Raw genomic sequence first — 21,142 nt, 5'->3', positions numbered from 1 at the left:
GGTATTCTCCTATATATCTAAGTTCTTAACAAATTTTGCATTCTCTTCGATAAATTCTCGTCTTGGTTCTACTTTATCTCCCATCAGGGTTGTAAAGGTAAGATCCAGTTCGGAAGATGTCTCATCGTCCATTGTCACTCTTCTTAAGATTCGATGCTGCGGATCCATTGTGGTATCCCATAACTGCTCTGCGTCCATCTCACCCAGACCTTTGTATCGCTGAATCTTATTGTTCTGATCACGTCCGACTTCGCTGATGATCTTCGCCAGTTCTTCATCGCTGTATGCATACCAGACTTTCTTGTTCTTCTCCAGCTTGTAAAGCGGCGGCTGAGCCAGATATACATAGCCCTGTTTGATCAGCTCCGGCATAAAACGATAGAGGAATGTCAGAAGCAGTGTACTGATATGTGCTCCATCAACGTCGGCATCGGTCATGATGATGATCTTGTGATATCTCAGTTTGGAAATATCGAAATCATCATGGATTCCTGTACCGAATGCAGTGATCATTGCCTTGATCTCGGCATTACCGTAGATCTTATCCAGTCTTGCCTTCTCTACATTCAGGATCTTTCCACGAAGTGGCAGGATCGCCTGGGTCGCTCTGTCACGGGCTGTCTTTGCAGAGCCTCCCGCAGAGTCTCCCTCTACGATGTAGATCTCACACTTGGATGGATCCTTGTCTGAACAGTCCGCAAGCTTTCCAGGCAGTGACATGCCTTCCAGTGCGGATTTTCTTCTGGTAAGATCTCTCGCCTTTCTGGCCGCCTCTCTTGCTCTCTGCGCCATAACCGACTTCTCAACAATTGATTTTCCAATAGCAGGATTCTGTTCAAGGAAGATCTGAAGCTGGCTGCTGACGATACTGTCAACCGCACCTCTCGCTTCACTGTTACCGAGCTTCTGCTTGGTCTGTCCTTCAAACTGAGGATCCTCGATCTTAACACTGATGATCGCTGTAAGACCTTCCCTGATATCCTCACCGGAAAGATTCGGCTCACTGTCTTTTAATAATTTGTTCTTTCTCGCATAGTCGTTAAAGGTCTTTGTGATCGCATTTCTGAATCCGACCACATGGGTCCCGCCTTCCGGTGTTGTGATATTATTTACAAAACCATAGGTGTTATCTGTATAAGAATCATTGTGCTGCATTGCAACTTCAACTTCTACATTATCTTTTGTTCCTTCACAGTAGATGATCTGCTCGTAAAGCGGAGTCTTACTGCGATTTAAGTACTGAACGAACTCCTTGATACCGCCTTCATAGTGGAACACTCTTTCCTTCGGTTCTTCATCCCGGAGATCAGTCAGGCTGATGCGAAGTCCCTTGGTAAGGAACGCCATCTCACGGAATCTCTGTTTTAACGTATCATAATCAAATACTGTATCTTCGAAAATAGTTTCATCCGGAAGGAAGGTTACCTTTGTTCCTGTCTTCTCCGGATCACATTCGTCTACAACCTTCAGCTTGTAAACAACATGTCCTTTTTCATATCTCTGTCTGTACACCTTCCCTTCATGGCAGATCTCAACCTCAAGCCAGTCAGAAAGCGCATTTACAACGGAAGCTCCTACACCGTGAAGTCCACCGGATACCTTGTATCCTCCACCGCCGAATTTACCGCCGGCATGAAGCACGGTAAATACAACCTCTACCGCAGGGAGTCCCGCTTTGTGGTTGATCCCCACCGGAATACCACGTCCGTTATCTATAACCGTAATTGAATTATCCGGATTGATGAACACCTGGATATGATCACAGTATCCTGCAAGCGCTTCATCCACCGAGTTGTCAACGATCTCATAGACAAGATGGTGAAGTCCTCTTGAAGATGTACTGCCAATATACATACCAGGTCTCTTTCTTACTGCTTCCAGCCCCTCCAGTATCTGGATTTGGTCTGCTCCATATTCTGCACTCATATTGATCCTCCTAATTCTCTTTTGATACATGTCCGTTCTGAACATGGAATACTTTATTTATTGAAAATCGATGATTGACAAACTCGTCAAGTCCCGTACAGGTGATCAGAGTCTGTATATCATGAATACTGTCCAGTAAATAGTTTTGCCTGTGTTTGTCAAGTTCAGACAATACATCGTCAAGCAGCAGCACCGGCGTATCCTTTATGATCTGCCGTACCAGCTCGATCTCAGACAGTTTCAGCGAAAGTGCCGCTGTCCTCTGCTGCCCCTGCGATCCGAATCTGCGGATGTCGATCCCACCTGCCATAAAACAGATATCATCCCGGTGAGGTCCCACCGAGGTACTCTTCATCCTGATATCGCGCTCCCTGTTCTTCTCAAGCGCCGCCTCAAGTGAAAGCACTCCGCATCCAGGTTCATACGAAAGGCCGATCCTTTCCCTGCCTCCCGTCAGTTTATGGTGAATGTCTCCGATTATCGCATTGACCTCCTCGATAAACCGGAGCCTTCTCTGAATAATCTTTTCTCCATACTGAACCAGCTGCATATCCCATACATCCAGCGTGTCCAGTATATCATCTCTGTAATAGGCATCCTTCAGCAGACGGTTCCGCTGATTGAGTGTGCGGTTATAATTTGCCAGGTCACTAAGATACACCTTATCAAGCTGTGAAAGCTCCAGGTCCATGAACCTTCTCCTCTCCGCCGGACCATTTTTAATAATGTTCAGATCCTCCGGCGAGAAAAACACAAAATTCGTCAGACCGAAAAGCTCACTCGCCCTCCGGATCGGGACCTTGTTAATCGCAATCCCTTTCGGACTGTTCTTCTTCAGGTGCATATCGATCTGCCATGGAACGCCATTTTTCTCAATGACAGTCTCAATATGAGCCTCATCCTGCCCGAATCGGATCAGATCCCGGTCCTTCGTCCCCCTGTGAGACTTCGTGGTTCCCGACAAATACACCCCTTCCAGGATATTCGTCTTGCCCTGTGCATTATCACCGTAAAAAATATTCGTGGCATGATCAAATTCAATATTCAATATTTCATAATTTCTGTAATCTTTTAATTTTAATGATTTGATAATCATACCTGTGCCAGCCTATTTTTCAATCTTGATCTCTTCTCCGTTAAATGTAACAACGTCGCCGTCATATAATTTTTTACCACGTCTGGTATCTACTTCTCCATTAACCTTTACCAGACCTTCTGTAATGACTTCCTTGGCTTCCACACCGGATCCTACAAGACCTGCTGCTTTCAGTGCCTGACCAAGCTTGATAAATTCATCTCTGAGTTTGATTGTCTCCATAATTTTTGTCCTCTCTAAATTCCTATACTGCTCCACTGAAGTTCACCGGAAGAATCAGGTATACATAGCTTTCTCCTTCATCCTTGATAAAGCAAGGAGCCTTTGCATTCATAAAGTAAAGATCTACTTCTTCGTCATCAATGACACGAAGTGCGTCAATGAGGAACTTTGGATTGAAGCCGATCAAGAGGTCTTTTCCCTCTTTAGTGATCATAATCTCTTCATCCATCGTACCCTTCTCTGACTTGATCTTAAGTTCCATCATTTCATCCTGAATGTTGATGATGATCGGCTTCTTATCACCTTCTTTTACAAGAAGAGTTGCACGGTCAATACAGTTCAGGAGTTCTCTTTTATTGATTCTTACCTTTGTCTCATAATCATTGGACAGCATCTGCTCGATACGGAAATATTCTCCTTCAATCAGTCTGGATACTACAACGGTATCATCAAATTCAAATACAATGTGGTTGGCTGTGAAATACAGTCTCACTTCGCTGTCTGCTTCACCTGAAAGGATCTTGCTGACTTCGATCAGGGTCTTTCCCGGAACCACGATCTTCTTCGGTTCATAAGATTCCTTCAGCTCGATCTTGCGGATGGAAATACGGTGTCCGTCAAGGGATACCACTTTCAGAATATCCCCGTTCATATCGAAGAGTTCTCCTGTCATCAGTTTGTTGCTGTCGTTGTCTGCAATTGAGAAAATGGTCTGGCGGATCACTTCTTTCAGTGTGAACTGGGAAATGGAAACCGGATTTTCTCTCTCAATATACGGCAGATAAGAAAAATCTTCACCGGATTTACCGGAAATATTGAATTTTGCTTTTTCACAGGTAATGAGCGTCTGAAAGTTCACTCCACTTTCAATCACGATTTCATTATCAGGAAGCTTTCTTACGATATCTGAGAAAATCCTCGCATCCAGTGCGATCATTCCCTTCTCATCGATCTGCCCTCTGATCACAGTCTCGATCCCAAGCTCCATATCGTTCGCTGTAAGTTTGATAATATCTGTAGTTGCATCTATCAGAATGCATTCCAGGATCGGCATGGTTGTCTTTGTCGGAACAGCCTTTGATACAATGCTGACCCCTTTCACAAGATCTGATTTAAGACATCTGATTTTCATAATGTGTAAAACTCCTTTCGACGCGCAAAATATATATTTATATAAAACAAATCCGTAGTTATCTTAGTAGTGTCTGTTGAATTGTGGACAAGTACTTTAAGGCCTTGATCCGAAAGGATTTAAGGCTTTGACAAGTCCGTGGACAGTTCTTTTTCTTCCCTGGCAGATCATGGAAAACTTTTCTACAGCGGGCTGATTTTCTTCTGAATGATCTCGATCGTATTTCTCAAAGTCTCATCTTTTTCCACATCCCGGGCAATCTTGTCCACACCGTGGTTCACAGTGGAATGGTCACGCCCTCCGAGCAGATCACCGATACTTTGAAGAGACGCATCCGTCATCTGCCTGCACAGGTACATCACGATCTGTCTGGCTCCGGCCGTTCTTGCATTTCTCCGACTTCCCTTAAGTTCAGAGACGGAAACATTAAAATGATCGGAGACAACATCCAGAACCAGCTCCGGCGTCACCTTGTGGCTATCGTCCGGTGCGATCATATCCTTCAGTGCCTCTGCCGCCAGAGAAACATCAAAGTTCTTTCTTCCACCGATCCGGTATAATGCGATCAGCTTGTTAAGTGAGCCTTCCAGTTCCCGGATATTGGTCTTGATGTTCATCGCAATATACTGGATCACCTCATCCGGAATCTGATATCTTTCCAGTTGGTCCAGTTCTATTTTCTTATAAAGAATCGCCATACGTGTCTCGTAATCCGGCACCGAAATATCTGCGATCAGTCCCCATTCAAATCTTGTCCGCAGACGCGCCTCCAGTGTCGTCATATCCTTTGGCGGTTTGTCGCTGGAAATGACGATCTGCTTTCCGGCATTGTGCAGATGATTGAACGTATGGAAAAATTCTTCCTGTGTACTTTCTTTGCCGATAATGAACTGTACGTCATCGATCAGAAGTACGTCATTATTGCGGTACTTATCGCGGAATGCATTCATCGCCAGATCGTTGCCGGTCTTTCCGTTGCGGATCGCCGTGATCAGGTCATTGGTAAATGTCTCACTTGTCACATACAGGACTTTCTTCGATGGTTCCCGGTCCAGTATGTAGTGTGCGATCGAATGCATCAAATGGGTCTTGCCAAGTCCTACCCCACCATATAAAAACAGAGGATTGTAAACCTCACCGGGAGATTCGGCAACTGCCAGTGATGCGGCATGTGCAAAATTATTATTCCCTCCTACCACAAAGGTATCAAACGTATACTTCGGATTCAGATTCGCTTTTTCAGCTATCGGGCTTACCTCTTTATGCTTATGTGTCTTCTCTTTTACGGGCGCAGTCTTCTCCAGATATCTGCGCTGCTGCTCGCGCGGCAGATCTCTGGGAATAAACTTAATCTGATACTCTGTCCCGGTAACTTCCGCGATGCATACTTTAAGCGGAAGAAGATATTTATTCTGAATGTGTTCGATGCTCGCCTTAAAATTAACGGTAAGATACAGAGTGTTGCCTCTGATCTCATATACCTCCAGCGGGCGTATCCACGTTTCAAAAGAAATGTTCGATAGAAAATATTCTACTTTTAGCTTTTGAATGATCTCTTCCCATTTTTCTTTTATGACGTCCATATTCCTGCCCCATTCATCTTCAAAATAAGCATAATCATACTCTTATATTCTACCTTAAAACGATTTCAGAATCAATCAAAAACCATAAACTTATTCATAATTTCCTTAAAATAAGGGTCGAAACTTTATTAAAACTGCTTGACGGAGACAGCTTTTTTGATTATAATGAAGTACGATGTCTTAAAAACGTAAATAAGCTTCTATTCATATAAGAAGGAATCGATAGGAGGTGGATATCAATGAAGATGACATTCCAGCCAAAGAAACGTTCCAGAGCGAAAGTTCATGGATTCAGAGCAAGAATGGCCACAGCAGGTGGAAGAAAAGTTCTTGCAGCAAGAAGAGCAAAGGGAAGAAAAGTATTATCAGCATAGGTCACATATATGTGGCCTTTTCTTCTATGCAAATTTATGTAAATCGGGAGAATAAAGTATGAAATTTTCCGAATCATTGAAGAAAAACAGGGATTTCCAGTCTGTATACAGAAAGGGAAAACCTTATGGCAACAAGTACCTTGTAATGTATCTCCTGGCGAATGATCTCGGACGCAACCGCGTCGGAATTTCCGTCAGCAAAAAAGTTGGGAACAGCATCATAAGACATCATTTAACAAGGCTGATCCGTGAGAGTTACAGGTTACACGAAGAACAGTTCCAATGTGGATATGATATCGTGATCATCGCAAGGACGACCGCCAAAGACCGGTCATACCATGAGATTGAAAGCGCTCTCATCCATCTGGGCAAACTTCATCACATTTATTCGGACTGCAATTAGCCAGTTCAGTATATCGAGAAGACGGATATACACTACGAGGCACTGAAATTATGAAAAAGATATTATTATATTTGATTCGTTTTTACAGAAAATATTTATCACCTATGAAGGTATATACCCACTGTATTTACATTCCAACCTGCTCAGAATATGCTTTGGAGGCCATTGAAAAATACGGTGCGTTTAAAGGAGGCCTTCTGACCGTATGGAGAATCCTCAGATGCAATCCATTCGCCAAAGGTGGATATGATCCGGTGCCTTAAACCTATAGGCCGTCCAAATACCGGGACGGAAATGTTTATGGAGGAAAGGTTATGACAGGAATTTTAATGACACAGGTCAGCACACCGATCATCGGACAGGCTGCCTGGCTGCTCGGTAAGATCATGGATGGTATTTACCGGGTAATGGATTTAATCGGCATTCACAACCTGGGTGTATGTATTATTCTTTTGACAATTGTCATCTACACTTTACTGATGCCGCTCACCATCAAGCAACAGAAATTTTCCAAGATGTCCGCTGCAATGAACCCTGAGCTCCAGAAGGTTCAGCAGAAGTACAAAGGAAAAAATGATCAGGCTTCCATGCAGAAGATGCAGGAAGAAACACAATTGGTTTATGAAAAATACGGAGTATCACCGACCGGCGGATGCTTAAGTATGTTTATCCAGTTCCCAATTCTCTGGGCAATGTACTATGTAATCCGCAACATCCCTGCTTATGTTGGGCAGGTTAAAGCGGTATACACACCGCTTCTTACCTCTATCATGGCACAGGATGGATGGCAGAAGGTCATGGAAAAGATCGGCGAAGCAAAACCGATCCTTATGTCCGCCTCCAAATATGATTACTCTGATAAAAACGTACTGATCGACGTACTGTACAAATTCCAGACTTCAACCTGGGAAACTCTCGGCAAGAAGCTTCCGGATCTGCAGTCTACGATCGACAGCACCGTCGATACATTAAAGTCCATGAATAACTTCCTTGGACTTAACATTGCGGAAACTCCTATGAACCTCATTAGCAACGGTGTAAAAGCCGGCGCATGGGGAATTGTGATCATGGCAGTGCTGATTCCTGTCCTTTCAGGACTTTCCCAGTACCTGAGCGTGAAGCTTTCTCAGCAGACAACTGCAGTTACGAACAATCCGCAGGCTGACCAGATGGCTTCAACCATGAAGACAATGAACGTTACCCTTCCTCTTGTATCTGTATTTATGTGTTTCACATTACCTACAGGTCTTGGAATCTACTGGGTTGCAAGTGCCGTTGTCCGTATGGTACAGCAGTTCTTTATCAACAAACATTTGAATAAGATTCCGATGGATGAACTGATCAAAGAGAATATGGAAAAAGCTGCTGAAAAACGCAAGAACAAAAACGAAGTGGATGCAAGCAATGTCAACAAAATGGCTCATAAGAACGTGAAAAACATTCATGAGCCGGTAAGAACAGCTGCTCAGACAAAAGAACTTGAAGAAAAGCTTGAAGAAGCCAAGAAGAAAAATGAAAATGCAAAGGCCGGAAGCCTTGCAGACAAAGCAAACCTTGTAAAGCGCTTTAACGAAGGCCAGAAATAGGGGGACAAGTCAAATGAATGAGATTACAGTATCAGCAAAAACTTTAGACGATGCCATCACAGAAGCTTCTATCCAGCTTGGCGTAGCAAGTGATCAGATGGAATATGACGTAATTGAAAAAGGAAGTGCAGGCTTCCTCGGAATCGGAAGCCGTCAGGCAGTTATCCGTGCCCGTATCAAAAAAACTGTAACAGAAGAAATCAAAGCCGAAGAAATCAAACCGGAAGAGATCAAAAAAGAATTCAAGAAGGATTTCCGAAAAGACCGCAAGGAATTCGTTGGACACAAAGAACGTAAAGAGTACAAAGAACACAAAGAATACAAAAAAGATTCGAAAAAGGACTTCAAAAAAGAGCCTAAGAAAGAATTTGTAAAAGAAAACAAAACAGAAACAGCCTCTGCCGTAACAGCAGCAGCTCCGGTTTATGAAGAAAAGAAAGAACTTCATGTAGCCGTTGTAACAGAAGCTACACAGAAGATCTGTGAGAAATTCTTACAGGAAGTTCTTCAGGCAATGGGAATGGGCGAAGTAACTATCGTATCCTCCATTGATGAAGAAGGTGCTCTTGCAATTGAGATGAGCGGTGACAACATGGGTATCCTGATCGGTAAGCGTGGACAGACATTGGATTCTCTCCAGTACCTCACCAACCGTGTAGCCAACAAGTCACAGGATGGTTATGTACGTGTCAAACTCGACACAGAAGACTACCGCAAGAGAAGAAAACAGACTCTTGAAAATCTCGCAAAGAATATCGCTTACAAAGTAAAACGAAGCAGAAAGCCGATCTCACTGGAGCCGATGAATCCTTATGAAAGAAGAATCATCCATTCCGCTCTGCAGGCTGATGACAGAGTTTCTACCCACAGCGAGGGCGAAGAACCATACAGACGTGTTGTTGTAACACCGAACCGCCGTTAAACAGTAACGCAAATTGGTTGCATACACCGTTATAACTGAATCGTTCACAGTAAACCGCAGTCATTTAATGGCTGCGGTTTTTTTACTGTTCACTCCCGTGTCAATCACTACGCTGATTGGCACGGAGGATGCACGTTTTATCTTGAATGGCATCTCGCCCATCGCCAAAGGCGATTTAAAATGGCGAGATGCATTGCTGGTCACAGGTACTGTGAACAGTAACACGGTTTTTTTCTACTCTTCACAATAGGCACTTCCATTTTGACAGCTTTCGGGGTAAAATGATAACATCGCATTTATTACAAAAGTATAGAAGGAAGCAATAAAATGGGATTTAAAACAGACACAATCGCAGCAATCTCCACAGCAATGACTAATTCCGGAATCGGAATCGTGCGTCTCAGCGGAGAAGATGCGTTTTCTATTATTGACAAAATTTACAAAGGCAAAAGACCGAAGCTTCTGTCCGAACAAAAAAGCCATACCATTCACTATGGCTATATCATGGACGGAGAGCAGACGATTGATGAAGTGCTGGTTCTTTTAATGCGTGGGCCGCACAGCTACACCGGTGAAGATACTGTGGAAATCGACTGTCACGGCGGTGTATTTGTCACAAGAAAGATACTTGAAACCGTGATCAAATACGGTGCAAGACCTGCTGAACCGGGTGAATTTTCCAAAAGGGCTTTTCTGAACGGCCGAATGGATCTATCACAGGCCGAAGCCGTGATCGATATCATCAGCTCCAAGAATGACTATGCACTACAAAGCTCGGTAAACCAGTTGAAAGGCTCTGTCCACAATAAGATTAAAGAAATCCGTGAAGTAATCCTTTACCATACCGCTTTTATCGAAAGTGCACTGGATGATCCAGAGCATATCAGCGTAGACGGATATGGTGACAGTCTCCTGGGCGTCGTAAAGGATCTGCAGCAGAAAATCCAGTGTCTTCTGGATACTGCCGATGACGGACGTATCATCAAAGAAGGCATCAAGACGGTTATCGTCGGGAAACCGAACGCCGGGAAATCCTCTCTGATGAACGTTCTGGTAGGCGAAGAAAAGGCAATCGTAACCGAGATTGCCGGAACCACAAGAGATGTTCTGGAGGAAAATATCCAGCTTCAGGGCGTTTCTTTAAACATCATGGATACCGCCGGAATCCGCGATACCTCTGATATCGTAGAGAAGATCGGTGTGGATAAAGCAAAAGAAAATGCAGAAAAAGCCGATCTGATCATCTATGTGGTCGATGCATCCAGACCTCTTGATGAAAATGATCACGAGATCATCGAGATGATCCGGGATAAGAAAGCTGTGATACTACTGAATAAGAGTGACTTATCCACAGTTGTTGATAAAAAGGCATTAGAAACGTTGATAACTAAGCCAATGATCGATATTTCCGCAAAAGAGGAGACCGGGATCCATGAACTGGAATCTACTTTAAAAGAGATGTTTTATCACGGTGATATCTCATTTAACGATGAGGTTTATATCACCAATATCCGGCACAAAACAGCTCTTGCCGATGCACTTTCCAGCCTGAAAAAGGTAGAAGAGAGCATCGAAAACCAGATGCCGGAAGACTTTTTCACAATTGACTTAATGGATGCATATGAATCTCTGGGAAGCATTACCGGAGAGACGATAGGAGAAGATTTAGTAAATGAAATATTCAGCAAATTCTGTATGGGAAAATAAAGACGCATACGACATCGTTGTAGTTGGTGCGGGACATGCCGGCTGCGAAGCTGCCCTTGCCTGCGCAAGACTCGGTCTGAAAACGATTGTTTTCACCGTAAGTGTAGAAAGTATCGCCATGATGCCATGCAACCCGAATATCGGCGGTACCTCAAAGGGGCACCTGGTACGTGAGCTGGATGCGCTCGGCGGTGAAATGGGAAAGAACATCGACAAGACATTTATTCAGTCAAAGATGCTGAATAAATCTAAAGGGCCTGCCGTTCATTCCCTGCGCGCCCAGGCAGATAAGAACAAATACAGCAATACCATGCGACAGACACTGGAAAACCAGGATAACCTGGAGATCCGGCAAGGTGAAGTCGTCAATATCCTTGTGGAAGATGGTTCTGTAACGGGCGTTCAGACCTATTCTGGCGCTATATACCGCTGCAAGGCCGTTGTACTGTGTACCGGAACCTACCTGAAGGCAAGATGCATTTACGGTGATGTCAGCACGCATACCGGTCCAAACGGGCTGCAGGCAGCAAATTATCTGACCGACTGTCTGAAGGAGCTTGGTATTAAGATGTACCGCTTCAAAACCGGTACACCGGCACGTATCGACAAGCGCAGCATTGATTTCAGCAAAATGGAAGAGCAATTCGGCGACGAGAGGGTCGTACCTTTTTCGTTCACAACGGATCCAGAAGATGTGCAGATTGAGCAGGCTTCCTGCTGGCTTACCTATACCAATCCTACAACCCATGAGATCATCCGCAAAAACCTGGATCGTTCCCCACTTTATTCCGGTATGATCGAAGGCACCGGACCACGCTATTGTCCGTCTATTGAGGACAAAATTGTAAAATTTGCCGATAAAGAACGGCATCAGGTGTTCATTGAACCAGAAGGTCTGGAAACCAATGAAATGTACATCGGCGGAATGTCAAGTTCACTTCCAGAGGATGTTCAATATGAAATGTACAGAAGCGTGCCTGGTCTTGAACACGCAAAAATAGTTAAAAATGCTTACGCAATTGAATATGACTGTATCGATGCAAGACAGCTTCATCCGACACTTGAGTTCAAATCCATTCATGGTTTGTTCAGCGGTGGTCAGTTCAACGGAAGTTCGGGATATGAAGAAGCAGCCGCTCAGGGACTTATTGCCGGAATCAATGCCGCACTGGAGGTTCTTGGAAGAGAACAGTTAATTTTAGACCGTTCCCAGGCTTATATCGGTGTTCTGATCGATGATCTGGTTACAAAAGAAAGCCACGAACCATATCGTATGATGACTTCACGTGCCGAATACCGGTTACTCCTGCGCCAGGACAACGCCGATCAGAGACTAACCGAAATAGGGCACAAAATAGGGCTTATTTCAGACGAGAGATACCAGATGTTGTTAGACAAAGAAGAAATCATCCGCAAGGAGATCCACAGGCTCGAGCATACCAACGTTGGAACTTCCCAGGAAATCACGGATTTTCTCACAAATTGCGGCAGTACGCCTCTTACTTCAGGATCTACACTTGCTGAGCTTATTAAGCGTCCTGAGCTCAATTATGAGCTTCTCGAACCTATCGACCATATGCGAACAGAAAGCTTCAGCCGAGAGATTATGGAACAAATTGATATCAACATCAAATATGAAGGCTATATCAAGCGCCAGTTAAAACAGGTAGAACAGTTTAAAAAGCTTGAAACCAGGAAAATACCGGCAGATATCGATTACGATGCTGTTCCGAGCCTGCGAATCGAAGCTGTGCAGAAATTAAAGCAGTTCCGACCGCTTTCCATCGGTCAGGCATCCCGTATTTCCGGTGTCTCACCTGCCGATATTTCTGTATTACTGGTATATCTAGGACATTAGACCACCAGATAACCAGACCTGTATTTTGATCTTTTTTGGGATATTACAGAATCCATTATTTCTGGTTTCTGTTTTTCCCTTTATATAGATGTGTACTTTTGAGGGCATCACCCAAAAAGTACACATCTATTTTCAAAGAAATGGTTTTATCGTGTACTTTATAGGGCAAAAAGTATGTTTTTTCATCTTTTCGTATACCTTTTAGGTGCATGATTGTATTTATTTAAAAACATTATCATTTTATCGTGTACCTTTAAGGTGCTATCTTCTCAGAAATTGTGTACCTATTTGGTGCAAAACAGTGTAAATTACTGTTTATTTTCCGCAAAGATGTGTACTTTTAGGGGCAAAAGGAGCAATATGAGTAAAAAATTTGAGCAACAGCTTGCAGAATTAGGTATCGCATTAACGCAGACCCAGTTTAATCAGTTTGATAAATATTACGAAATGCTGGTGGAATGGAACAAGGTTATGAATCTCACCGGTATCACCGAGTACGAAGAAGTAAACGAAAAACATTTTGTCGACAGCCTTGCCTTAGTAAAGGCCCTGGATATCAGTAAAGTTCAAACCGTGATCGATATAGGAACAGGCGCCGGATTCCCCGGAATTCCTTTAAAAATCGCCTTTCCGCACCTGAAAATCACGTTGCTTGACTCTTTAAATAAGAGAATCCGTTTCCTTGACAGTGTGATTGAAGAGTTAAATCTTACGGATATCCATACAATCCACGGCAGAGCAGAAGATTTTGCCCGTCAGGCAGACTACAGGGAACAGTTTGACCTCTGTGTTTCACGTGCAGTGGCCAATTTATCTACATTATCCGAATACTGCCTCCCTTATGTAACAGTGGGTGGATTCTTTGTTTCTTACAAATCCGGTGATATTGTCGATGAACTTTCCGCTGCAAAAACCGCAGTACATGTCCTTGGAGGTACACAAAATAAACCAGTTGTATTCCAGCTTCCAGGCAGTGATATCAGCCGTTCATTTGTAAAGATCAAAAAAATCAAGCCTACCGGGAAGAAGTTTCCTCGAAAAGCAGGACTTCCTTCCAAAGAACCTATCCACGGATAAACAGCTGTACATGCCTGTAGTCTGTATATGCCGCAATGGAAATTGAACTATTTTTTCTTTATCTTGAACTTCTGCTATTAGTTCTTTTTATAATAGTTCAATTTTAATTGTTGTAGTTTATTCTATTTTGTATTTTTGATAGTTCAATTTTTGTATGCTTTGAAAATGTATTTTTATTTTTTTGTATGCAGTTCTGCCAGAAATTTGTTTTCCTATTTCAAAAAGCGGGTAAGTTCAATTTTTTACCCGCTTAAAATCTGATTTTCTTATTTTCATTTAACTTGATTATTTCTGCAAAAAGCCCAATAATCATCCTTCTGTTTTGTTTTTCAGAGAAAGACAATTTCCATAGAAATTTTCCAGAGTTGCATGTCGGTTTTCATGGTGTTCATGAGTAGAATAAGTACCAGTTAAGTACCAGTTCTGTTTGCTATTAGATAATCGCAAAAGTTGATCAAGAGCCATATATAGCCAAATGCGGGATGTACACCGAAGTGTACATCCCGCATTTGGCTATAATGTGTACCTGAACATACTTTATATTATTCAGCAGAGAAAAGGATATCCAGCTGTTCTGCGAATCCTTCCGGTTGTTCAATTTGTGGAAGATGTCTCGTATCCTTTATGCACATGCATTCTATAGCAGGTACATGCTTCTGATATTGTTTAGCAATCTCAATACTGTTTTCATCATATTGTCCAGAGATAATGCAGATACTATTTGTCGCCTTGCGAATACAATGATAAATATTTGTCTTTGTATATCCACCTTTGATGCTTGCAAACAAATATTTTGAATGTGCGTTTTCATTATGAGCAGATTCATGGTATATCTTCGTCATCTGATAATCTATCGCATCTTCGTCATACAGATACTTATCCACAAATTTTTCATCAATTGCTTCTCTTGAATGAATAATGTTGTACAGCAGCGTACCAATAATCGGTATTTCGATAAGGAACTTCAGCGTCTTGGTTCTCTTATTCGGACATTTTGCAAGTTCCGTAAGTGACAGTGGATTCACCATACAAATCTTTCCAATCACGTTTTCATCATTTCCGCATGCCATAACTGCAATAGCAGCTGATTCTCCCGTAGCCACAACATCTGCCTTTTCGCCAATGATATGTTTAATAAAATCCGTCAGCATTTGCACATAAAGGAAATTAGTATAAGTAATATTTGGTTTTTCAGATCGTCCACAGCCTAGCAGATCCACGGTATAAACAGTATGCTTTTCTGCAAGAATTGCCGCTACTTTTTTCCATTCTACGCCAGAGCTTTCTGCATCCAAATCATGAAGTAGCAGTAGTGGTTTACCATTTCCCTGTTTTCTATAATAGATTTTTCCAAATCTCCAGTCATAATAATTTCCCTCTGATGAGTTTAACAAGCTGTCTTTTGTTGCCATTTCTATAAGTGTTTTATTTATCAGATGGATTGTAATCGCACCAAGTGTTGCTAAAATCGCACAACTTTTCAATTTATTTTTCATCGTTAATTGTCCTTTCTCCGAATCATTTTTGCCCCGATTCAGCAAGATCATACTCGCAAATAGTATCTGTTTTGTGTAATTTTTCACCTTGCGGCTTATAGATAAGTATACCATAATCTCCTTACAGTTTAAAGATTTTCATCATGTTATTGTTCCTTGGTTTTCGACAAAATGTTTCACGTGAAACATTTTGTTTTCTCTTTTTCCAGCTGCTCATAGCCAAATATATTTTAATATATCCAAAATATGACGATACCATGGGCAAAAGGTCAGAAAGCCGATGTGAGCTTGCTTGTAAGAGGATTTTTGACCTCTTGACCCGCAAAAGAATGAGTAAGTAGCCATTTTTTCAAGGAAAAATGAGCGGATTACGAATGTTTTTATACATTTTCACATTTCACTTTGTGTAGAATGTTTCGCGCGAAAAATCCCCTTATTTATAAAAAATGCCAAAATAAATGTTTCACGTGAAACATTTAGTAGATTTAGATAAAGTTTAGTGTTACAATTATACCTAGATGTAAATAAAACTTCATATATATTTGCACACTATTAGAAAGGAGGTAATTGCAATGGGACGAATAATTGCCGTTGCCAACCAAAAGGGTGGTGTTGGGAAAACTACAACAGCGATCAATTTATCCTCGTGTTTAGCGGCAAAAGGGCAGAAAGTTCTCGCAATCGACATGGATCCACAGGGAAATATGTCCAGCGGTCTTGGTATAGATAAAGATAATGTTGACTATACTGTATATGATCTTTTAATCGGCGAAGCCACTATGGATCAGGTGTTATGCAAAGAAGCAATTGAAAATCTCGACGTAATTCCCGCAAACATTGATCTGTCTGGCGCTGAAATAGAGTTGCTCGATACCGAGAACAAAGAATACATATTAAGAGATGAGGTGCTTAAGATAAGAAGTAATTACGATTACGTCATTATCGACTGCCCACCTTCACTTAGTATGTTGACAATCAATTCAATGACTACAGCCGATACCGTATTGGTTCCAATTCAGTGTGAATACTATGCACTTGAAGGATTGAGCCAGCTGATTAAAACAATCGAGCTTGTAAAAGAAAGATTGAACGAAAACCTTGAAATGGAAGGCGTTGTATTTACCATGTATGATGCCAGAACCAATCTTTCTCTTCAAGTTGTTGAAAATGTAAAAGATAATCTTGATCAGACAATTTACAAAACTATCATTCCACGTAATATACGACTTGCAGAAGCCCCAAGTCATGGCTTACCAATCAACTTATATGATCCTCGTTCAACAGGAGCTGAAAGTTATATGTTATTAGCAGATGAAGTAATTCATAAAGGAGAAGAGTAAGCATGACAGCAAAACGAGGCGGACTTGGAAAAGGTCTGGATAGTTTAATCAAAGAAAATAAAACCGCGAAACATACTGCACCGGTTAAAAAAGAAGTAGTGAATGCCGGACCAATTATGATGAAGATCAATGATGTGGAGCCAAACCGTGACCAGCCGAGAAAACATTTTGAGGAAGATGCTCTCTTGGAACTTGCCGATTCAATCAAACAGTTTGGAATCCTACAACCTCTGATTGTTCAGAAACGGAACGATTACTACGAAATCATCGCCGGCGAGCGTCGCTGGCGTGCAGCAAAGCAGGCCGGTATCAAAGAGATTCCTGTTATCATTAAAGAATACACAGATCAGGAAATCGTTGAGATTTCTCTTATTGAAAATATTCAGCGCGAAAATCTGAATCCAATCGAAGAAGCGCAGGCATACAAACGCTTGCTAAATGAATTCCGTCTGAAGCAGGATGAGGTAGCTGAGCGCGTTTCAAAGAGCAGAACTGCTGTTACAAACTCTATGCGTCTTCTAAAGCTGGACGAGAGAGTACAGCAGATGATCATCGATGATATGATTTCAACCGGACATGCACGTGCTCTTCTTGCAATCGAGGATAAAGAGCAGCAATATATTCTTGCCAATAAAGTATTTGATGAAAAGCTCAGTGTCCGGGATACCGAAAAACTTGTCAAAGAACTAAAGAAGCCAAAAAAAGAAAAAGAAAAGCCTGTTATCCAGAATGCATTTGTATATGAAGATCTGGAGGAACGTATAAAGTCAATCATCGGTTCCAAAGTCCATGTCAATCATAAAGCCAACGGAAAAGGCAAAATTGAAATTGAATATTATTCGGACAACGATCTGGAACGTATATTTGAATTGTTGATGTCAATACAGGAAGGAAAATAATATATGGAAAGTAAAATTCTGAAATCAATTGGAATTGATCCGGCGTATATATTTCTTTTTCTTATCATGCTGATCATATTGATGTTTCTTCTTTATATTAATGTTAATATGAAATACAACCGTATGAAATCAAGCTATAATGTATTCATGCGCGGACAGGACGGTAAAACGCTCGAAGAAAGTTTCAGTGCAAGATTCGATGAACTCGACGAGCTTTCCAACATTGCCCACGAAAACAAAGCGGACATCCGCATATTGTATCGCGCGTTGCGAAGCAGCTACCAGAAAGTAGGTATTGTCAAATACGATGCTTTCGGTGAAATGGGTGGAAAACTCAGCTTCGCCCTCACAATGCTTGACAATGATAACAATGGATGGATCCTCAATTCCATGCACAGCAGAGATGGCTGTTACACTTATATAAAAGAAATTGTGCGTGGTGAAAGTTACATTGAGCTCTCTGAAGAAGAGGCCGAATCACTAGATCAGGCCGTTTACCAGGAAATGTATGATCCGGATGTACAGGATGCGATCAAACCACAGTAATAAAAATAAAGAAATAAGACAGGAGAACAGTTATGTTAGATATTAAATTTTTAAGACAGAACCCGGATGTTGTAAAAGAAAACATCAAGAAAAAATTCCAGGATGAAAAGCTTCCACTTGTAGATGAAGTAATCGAACTTGACAAGAGAAACCGTGAAATCAAAGGCGAAGTAGAAGCACTCCGTGCTGAGAAAAATAAAGTTTCCAAAGAAATCGGTGCATGCATGGCTCATGGCGAAAAAGAGAAAGCAGAAGAGCTTAAGAAAAGAGTTCAGGAAAACGCTGCCCGTATGGAAGAACTTTCTGCCGAAGAAAAAGAAGTTGAAGCAAAAATCAAAAAAGATATGATGGTTATCCCAAATATCATCGATCCATCTGTACCGATCGGTAAAGACGACAGCCAGAATGTTGAAATTGAAAAATTTGGCGAACCGGTTGTTCCGGACTTTGAAATCCCATACCATACAGAAATTATGGAAAAATTCAACGGAATCGATCTTGAAAGTGCAGGAAAGGTTGCCGGAAATGGTTTCTATTATCTGATGGGAGATATTGCACGTCTTCACTCAGCAGTTATCTCTTATGCACGTGACTTTATGATCGATCGTGGATTCACATACTGTATCCCACCTTTCATGATCAGAAGCAACGTTGTTACAGGTGTTATGAGCTTTGCCGAAATGGATTCTATGATGTACAAAATTGAAGGCGAAGACTTATATCTGATCGGAACAAGCGAGCATTCTATGATCGGTAAATTCATCGATACCATGCTTGATGAAGCTGAACTTCCAAAGACACTGACTTCTTATTCTCCATGCTTCCGTAAAGAAAAAGGAGCTCATGGAATCGAAGAACGTGGTGTATACAGAATCCATCAGTTTGAAAAACAGGAAATGATCGTTGTATGCAAACCAGAAGAAAGCAAAGAATGGTATGATAAATTATGGAAAAACACTGTTGATCTGTTCCGTTCTCTTGATATCCCGGTTCGTACACTGGAATGCTGTTCAGGTGACCTTGCCGACCTTAAAGTAAAATCTTGTGACGTAGAGGCATGGTCTCCAAGACAGAAGAAATACTTTGAAGTAGGAAGCTGTTCTAACCTTGGTGATGCACAGGCAAGACGTCTTGGCATCCGTGTAAAAGGAAGTGACGGAAACAAATATTTCGCACACACACTGAACAACACAGTAGTAGCTCCTCCGAGAATGCTGATCGCATTTCTCGAGAACAATCTTCAGGCAGACGGTTCTGTCCGCATTCCTGAAGTACTTCGTCCATACATGGGCGGTAAGTCTGAAATCAGATAGAAAACGAGGTAAATTTTGCATAAATATTTAAACGCTATCGGATTCCACGATATCGCATCTGAACGCGAATGGTATCAGATTCTTCTTGAATCCGAAAAGAAATTTTCCGGATATGACCGTATTGCCCTGGACGAGTACACAGATCTCTGTGAGCTTCGCAGGGAATACGGCAACGGGATTGGCATTTCTTCCTGCGGCTTTATCGATGAAAATGATGAAGAATTCCGCAGAGAATGCTATTTCCCATATTTTTCAGGCAGTGGAGTCAGCTCTTATGCTGATATTGCAGTAGAACAGAAAGCATCCTCACCGACCTATATTGGTGTCTGCGAAGATGTAAAGCTCGGCTGCAGTATCATTTTCCATATCCAGAACGGAATGGAATACATAAAAGAAGCCACTCGCGGTGGTCTGAACAAAAGTTCAATCTCTATAACCTTTTCTGGTCTTGCCTTAAGTGGGAAAATTTTGCTTCCGGTCACAAAGGATGCAGGTGCTGCGGACAAGAGAGCGAAAGATCTCCGCAACCGGATGATGCTTATGAGCGCAGCAAAGGAAGGGAATCCCGATGCCATTGAAAGCCTTACGCTTGACGACATCGACACCTATGCCGCAGTATCAAAAAGAATTCGCGGGGAAGATATTTACAGTATTGTCGATACGCATTTTATGCCAGCTGGTCTTGAATGTGACCAGTATGCGATCCTTGGTGAGATTCTGAATATCGATACCATCGAAAATCTTCTTACCGGGAAAAAACTTTATGTTCTTACAGTTGAAACCAATGAGCTTCAATTTGATGTATGCGTACCGGTTGAAAAGGTGATTGGCGAACCGGCAGTTGGAAGACGGCTGAAGGCACAGATCTGGCTGCAGGGGCATATTAATTTTTAGGAAAGATTTTTGACTTATATAAAAAGCATGACCAAATTTCTTTTAATTGAAAATTAGTCGTGCTTTTTTGTATATGCGTTTCAGAACATTCGGCTTTACATAAAAAAGTCCTGTAAAAGCTATTTCACATATCAGATCCCGCTCTGTTACCTCACCATGATCATCCTCTTAGAAAAGCATTTGACATTTTCATGTTCAAACGGTATGATATATGTATATGTTCTATTAGTCAAATGAATATAAGAATCGTCTCCTAAGAGAAAGCCGAGGCATTCCCCAAAGGGAAAAAATGAAAAACAACTTTCAGTTCGAATCTATTCTGAAAAATGCTAAGGGTGACAACAAAGCATTCCCCAAATTGGGGAGCGTTCTAATGTTACCAAATCGAAAAAATCTGTAGATTGACAACTCGAAAAAGAGTTGATAATCTTATATATGGCCGAAGGGAAAAATCCCAGAAACCCAGTAAAATCAAGGGGTTGCGGCATGTGTCCATATAGCTCAGCTGGATAGAGCACTCGCCTCCTAAGGGTCAGGTGGAGCAATCCCCTTTCGGAAGCGATTTATGAAATAAATTTGAAAATTGCTCCATGAAAATTAAATACGTCTCAGTACCTCAGTAGGATAGAGGGTTCGCCTCCTAAGAGAAAGCCGAGGCATTCCCCAAAGGGAAAAAATAAAAAACAACTTTCAGTTCGAATCTATTCTGAAAAATGCTAATGGTGACAACAAAGCATTCCCCAAATTGGGGAGCGTTCTAATGTTACC

19 protein-coding genes are annotated in these 21,142 nt (G+C 41.9%); 13 read left to right on the top strand and 6 right to left on the bottom strand.

The genetic code is table 11. From position 1 onward, the window contains the following. Positions 1–9: 9 nt before the first annotated feature. From gyrB to dnaA, 5 genes are all read right to left on the bottom strand, one after another. Positions 10–1,926: a DNA topoisomerase (ATP-hydrolyzing) subunit B gene (gene gyrB, locus PG418_RS17700; protein WP_022220242.1), complete on the bottom strand. Its 1,917-nt coding sequence runs from the start codon at positions 1,924–1,926 to the stop codon at positions 10–12. Between the two features lie 10 nt (positions 1,927–1,936). Next, a complete protein-coding gene (recF, locus tag PG418_RS17695) occupies positions 1,937–3,022 on the bottom strand; it encodes a DNA replication/repair protein RecF (protein ID WP_498837805.1) in 1,086 nt (361 codons plus the stop codon). 12 nt (positions 3,023–3,034) lie between these two features. Further along, positions 3,035–3,244, bottom strand: a complete 210-nt coding sequence (locus tag PG418_RS17690; RefSeq protein ID WP_022220243.1) for an RNA-binding S4 domain-containing protein — start codon at positions 3,242–3,244, stop codon at positions 3,035–3,037. 22 nt (positions 3,245–3,266) lie between these two features. After that, positions 3,267–4,376, bottom strand: coding sequence for a DNA polymerase III subunit beta (dnaN, locus tag PG418_RS17685; protein ID WP_117824057.1), 1,110 nt, complete (start codon positions 4,374–4,376; stop codon positions 3,267–3,269). Positions 4,377–4,558: 182 nt separating this feature from the next. Continuing rightward, the gene (gene dnaA, locus PG418_RS17680) at positions 4,559–5,959 is read right to left on the bottom strand and encodes a chromosomal replication initiator protein DnaA (RefSeq protein ID WP_008371387.1); all 1,401 of its coding nucleotides are present in this window, start codon (positions 5,957–5,959) and stop codon (positions 4,559–4,561) included. A gap of 239 nt (positions 5,960–6,198) precedes the next feature. Between dnaA and rpmH the strand changes: the two genes are divergently transcribed. The 8 genes from rpmH (at position 6,199) to rsmG (ending at position 13,886) form a co-directional block, all read left to right on the top strand. Continuing rightward, positions 6,199–6,333 (top strand): 50S ribosomal protein L34, encoded by a 135-nt coding sequence (gene rpmH / locus PG418_RS17675; RefSeq protein WP_022220244.1) that lies wholly within the window; start codon positions 6,199–6,201, stop codon positions 6,331–6,333. A gap of 58 nt (positions 6,334–6,391) precedes the next feature. Next, positions 6,392–6,736: a ribonuclease P protein component gene (rnpA, locus tag PG418_RS17670; RefSeq protein WP_008371385.1), complete on the top strand. Its 345-nt coding sequence runs from the start codon at positions 6,392–6,394 to the stop codon at positions 6,734–6,736. 50 nt (positions 6,737–6,786) lie between these two features. Then, the gene (gene yidD / locus PG418_RS17665) at positions 6,787–6,999 is read left to right on the top strand and encodes a membrane protein insertion efficiency factor YidD (RefSeq protein WP_008371384.1); all 213 of its coding nucleotides are present in this window, start codon (positions 6,787–6,789) and stop codon (positions 6,997–6,999) included. Positions 7,000–7,050: 51 nt separating this feature from the next. Further along, positions 7,051–8,322: a YidC/Oxa1 family membrane protein insertase gene (locus tag PG418_RS17660; RefSeq protein ID WP_055158103.1), complete on the top strand. Its 1,272-nt coding sequence runs from the start codon at positions 7,051–7,053 to the stop codon at positions 8,320–8,322. 13 nt (positions 8,323–8,335) lie between these two features. Next, on the top strand, positions 8,336–9,244 hold the full coding sequence (gene jag, locus PG418_RS17655) for an RNA-binding cell elongation regulator Jag/EloR (protein WP_022220246.1): 909 nt from the start codon (positions 8,336–8,338) through the stop codon (positions 9,242–9,244). 327 nt (positions 9,245–9,571) lie between these two features. After that, on the top strand, positions 9,572–10,951 hold the full coding sequence (gene mnmE / locus PG418_RS17650) for a tRNA uridine-5-carboxymethylaminomethyl(34) synthesis GTPase MnmE (RefSeq protein WP_055261661.1): 1,380 nt from the start codon (positions 9,572–9,574) through the stop codon (positions 10,949–10,951). Continuing rightward, positions 10,917–12,809, top strand: coding sequence for a tRNA uridine-5-carboxymethylaminomethyl(34) synthesis enzyme MnmG (gene mnmG, locus PG418_RS17645; RefSeq protein ID WP_055248676.1), 1,893 nt, complete (start codon positions 10,917–10,919; stop codon positions 12,807–12,809). Before mnmE ends, mnmG begins: the two co-directional genes overlap by 35 nt. A 360-nt stretch (positions 12,810–13,169) precedes the next feature. Then, complete coding sequence (gene rsmG / locus PG418_RS17640; protein ID WP_498837804.1) at positions 13,170–13,886, top strand: 16S rRNA (guanine(527)-N(7))-methyltransferase RsmG; 717 nt, start codon at positions 13,170–13,172, stop codon at positions 13,884–13,886. 542 nt (positions 13,887–14,428) lie between these two features. Here rsmG and PG418_RS17635 read toward each other — a convergent pair. Continuing rightward, entirely contained in the window at positions 14,429–15,382 is a 954-nt protein-coding gene (locus PG418_RS17635) for an alpha/beta fold hydrolase (RefSeq protein ID WP_070097344.1), read from the bottom strand. Between the two features lie 572 nt (positions 15,383–15,954). Between PG418_RS17635 and PG418_RS17630 the strand changes: the two genes are divergently transcribed. From PG418_RS17630 to PG418_RS17610, 5 genes are read left to right on the top strand one after another with little or no spacing between them, the layout of a single operon-like run. Then, a complete protein-coding gene (locus PG418_RS17630; protein ID WP_117559199.1) occupies positions 15,955–16,722 on the top strand; it encodes a ParA family protein in 768 nt (255 codons plus the stop codon). A gap of 2 nt (positions 16,723–16,724) precedes the next feature. Then, complete coding sequence (locus tag PG418_RS17625) at positions 16,725–17,621, top strand: ParB/RepB/Spo0J family partition protein (RefSeq protein WP_022220352.1); 897 nt, start codon at positions 16,725–16,727, stop codon at positions 17,619–17,621. Positions 17,622–17,624: 3 nt separating this feature from the next. Next, positions 17,625–18,167 carry a DUF4446 family protein gene (locus tag PG418_RS17620; protein WP_498837803.1) on the top strand — a complete coding sequence of 181 codons (543 nt, stop codon included), beginning with the start codon at positions 17,625–17,627 and terminating at the stop codon, positions 18,165–18,167. 32 nt (positions 18,168–18,199) lie between these two features. After that, on the top strand, positions 18,200–19,480 hold the full coding sequence (serS, locus tag PG418_RS17615; RefSeq protein WP_498837802.1) for a serine--tRNA ligase: 1,281 nt from the start codon (positions 18,200–18,202) through the stop codon (positions 19,478–19,480). A 15-nt stretch (positions 19,481–19,495) separates the two neighbouring features. Then, positions 19,496–20,374: a DUF3881 family protein gene (locus tag PG418_RS17610; RefSeq protein ID WP_055158111.1), complete on the top strand. Its 879-nt coding sequence runs from the start codon at positions 19,496–19,498 to the stop codon at positions 20,372–20,374. The last annotated feature ends 768 nt before the right edge of the window (positions 20,375–21,142 follow it).

Source organism: Bariatricus sp. TF06-38A (assembly GCF_027690675.1).
GTDB classification, from domain to species: domain Bacteria; phylum Bacillota; class Clostridia; order Lachnospirales; family Lachnospiraceae; genus Allocoprococcus; species Allocoprococcus comes.
This window is presented reverse-complemented; position numbering and strand designations above follow the sequence as displayed.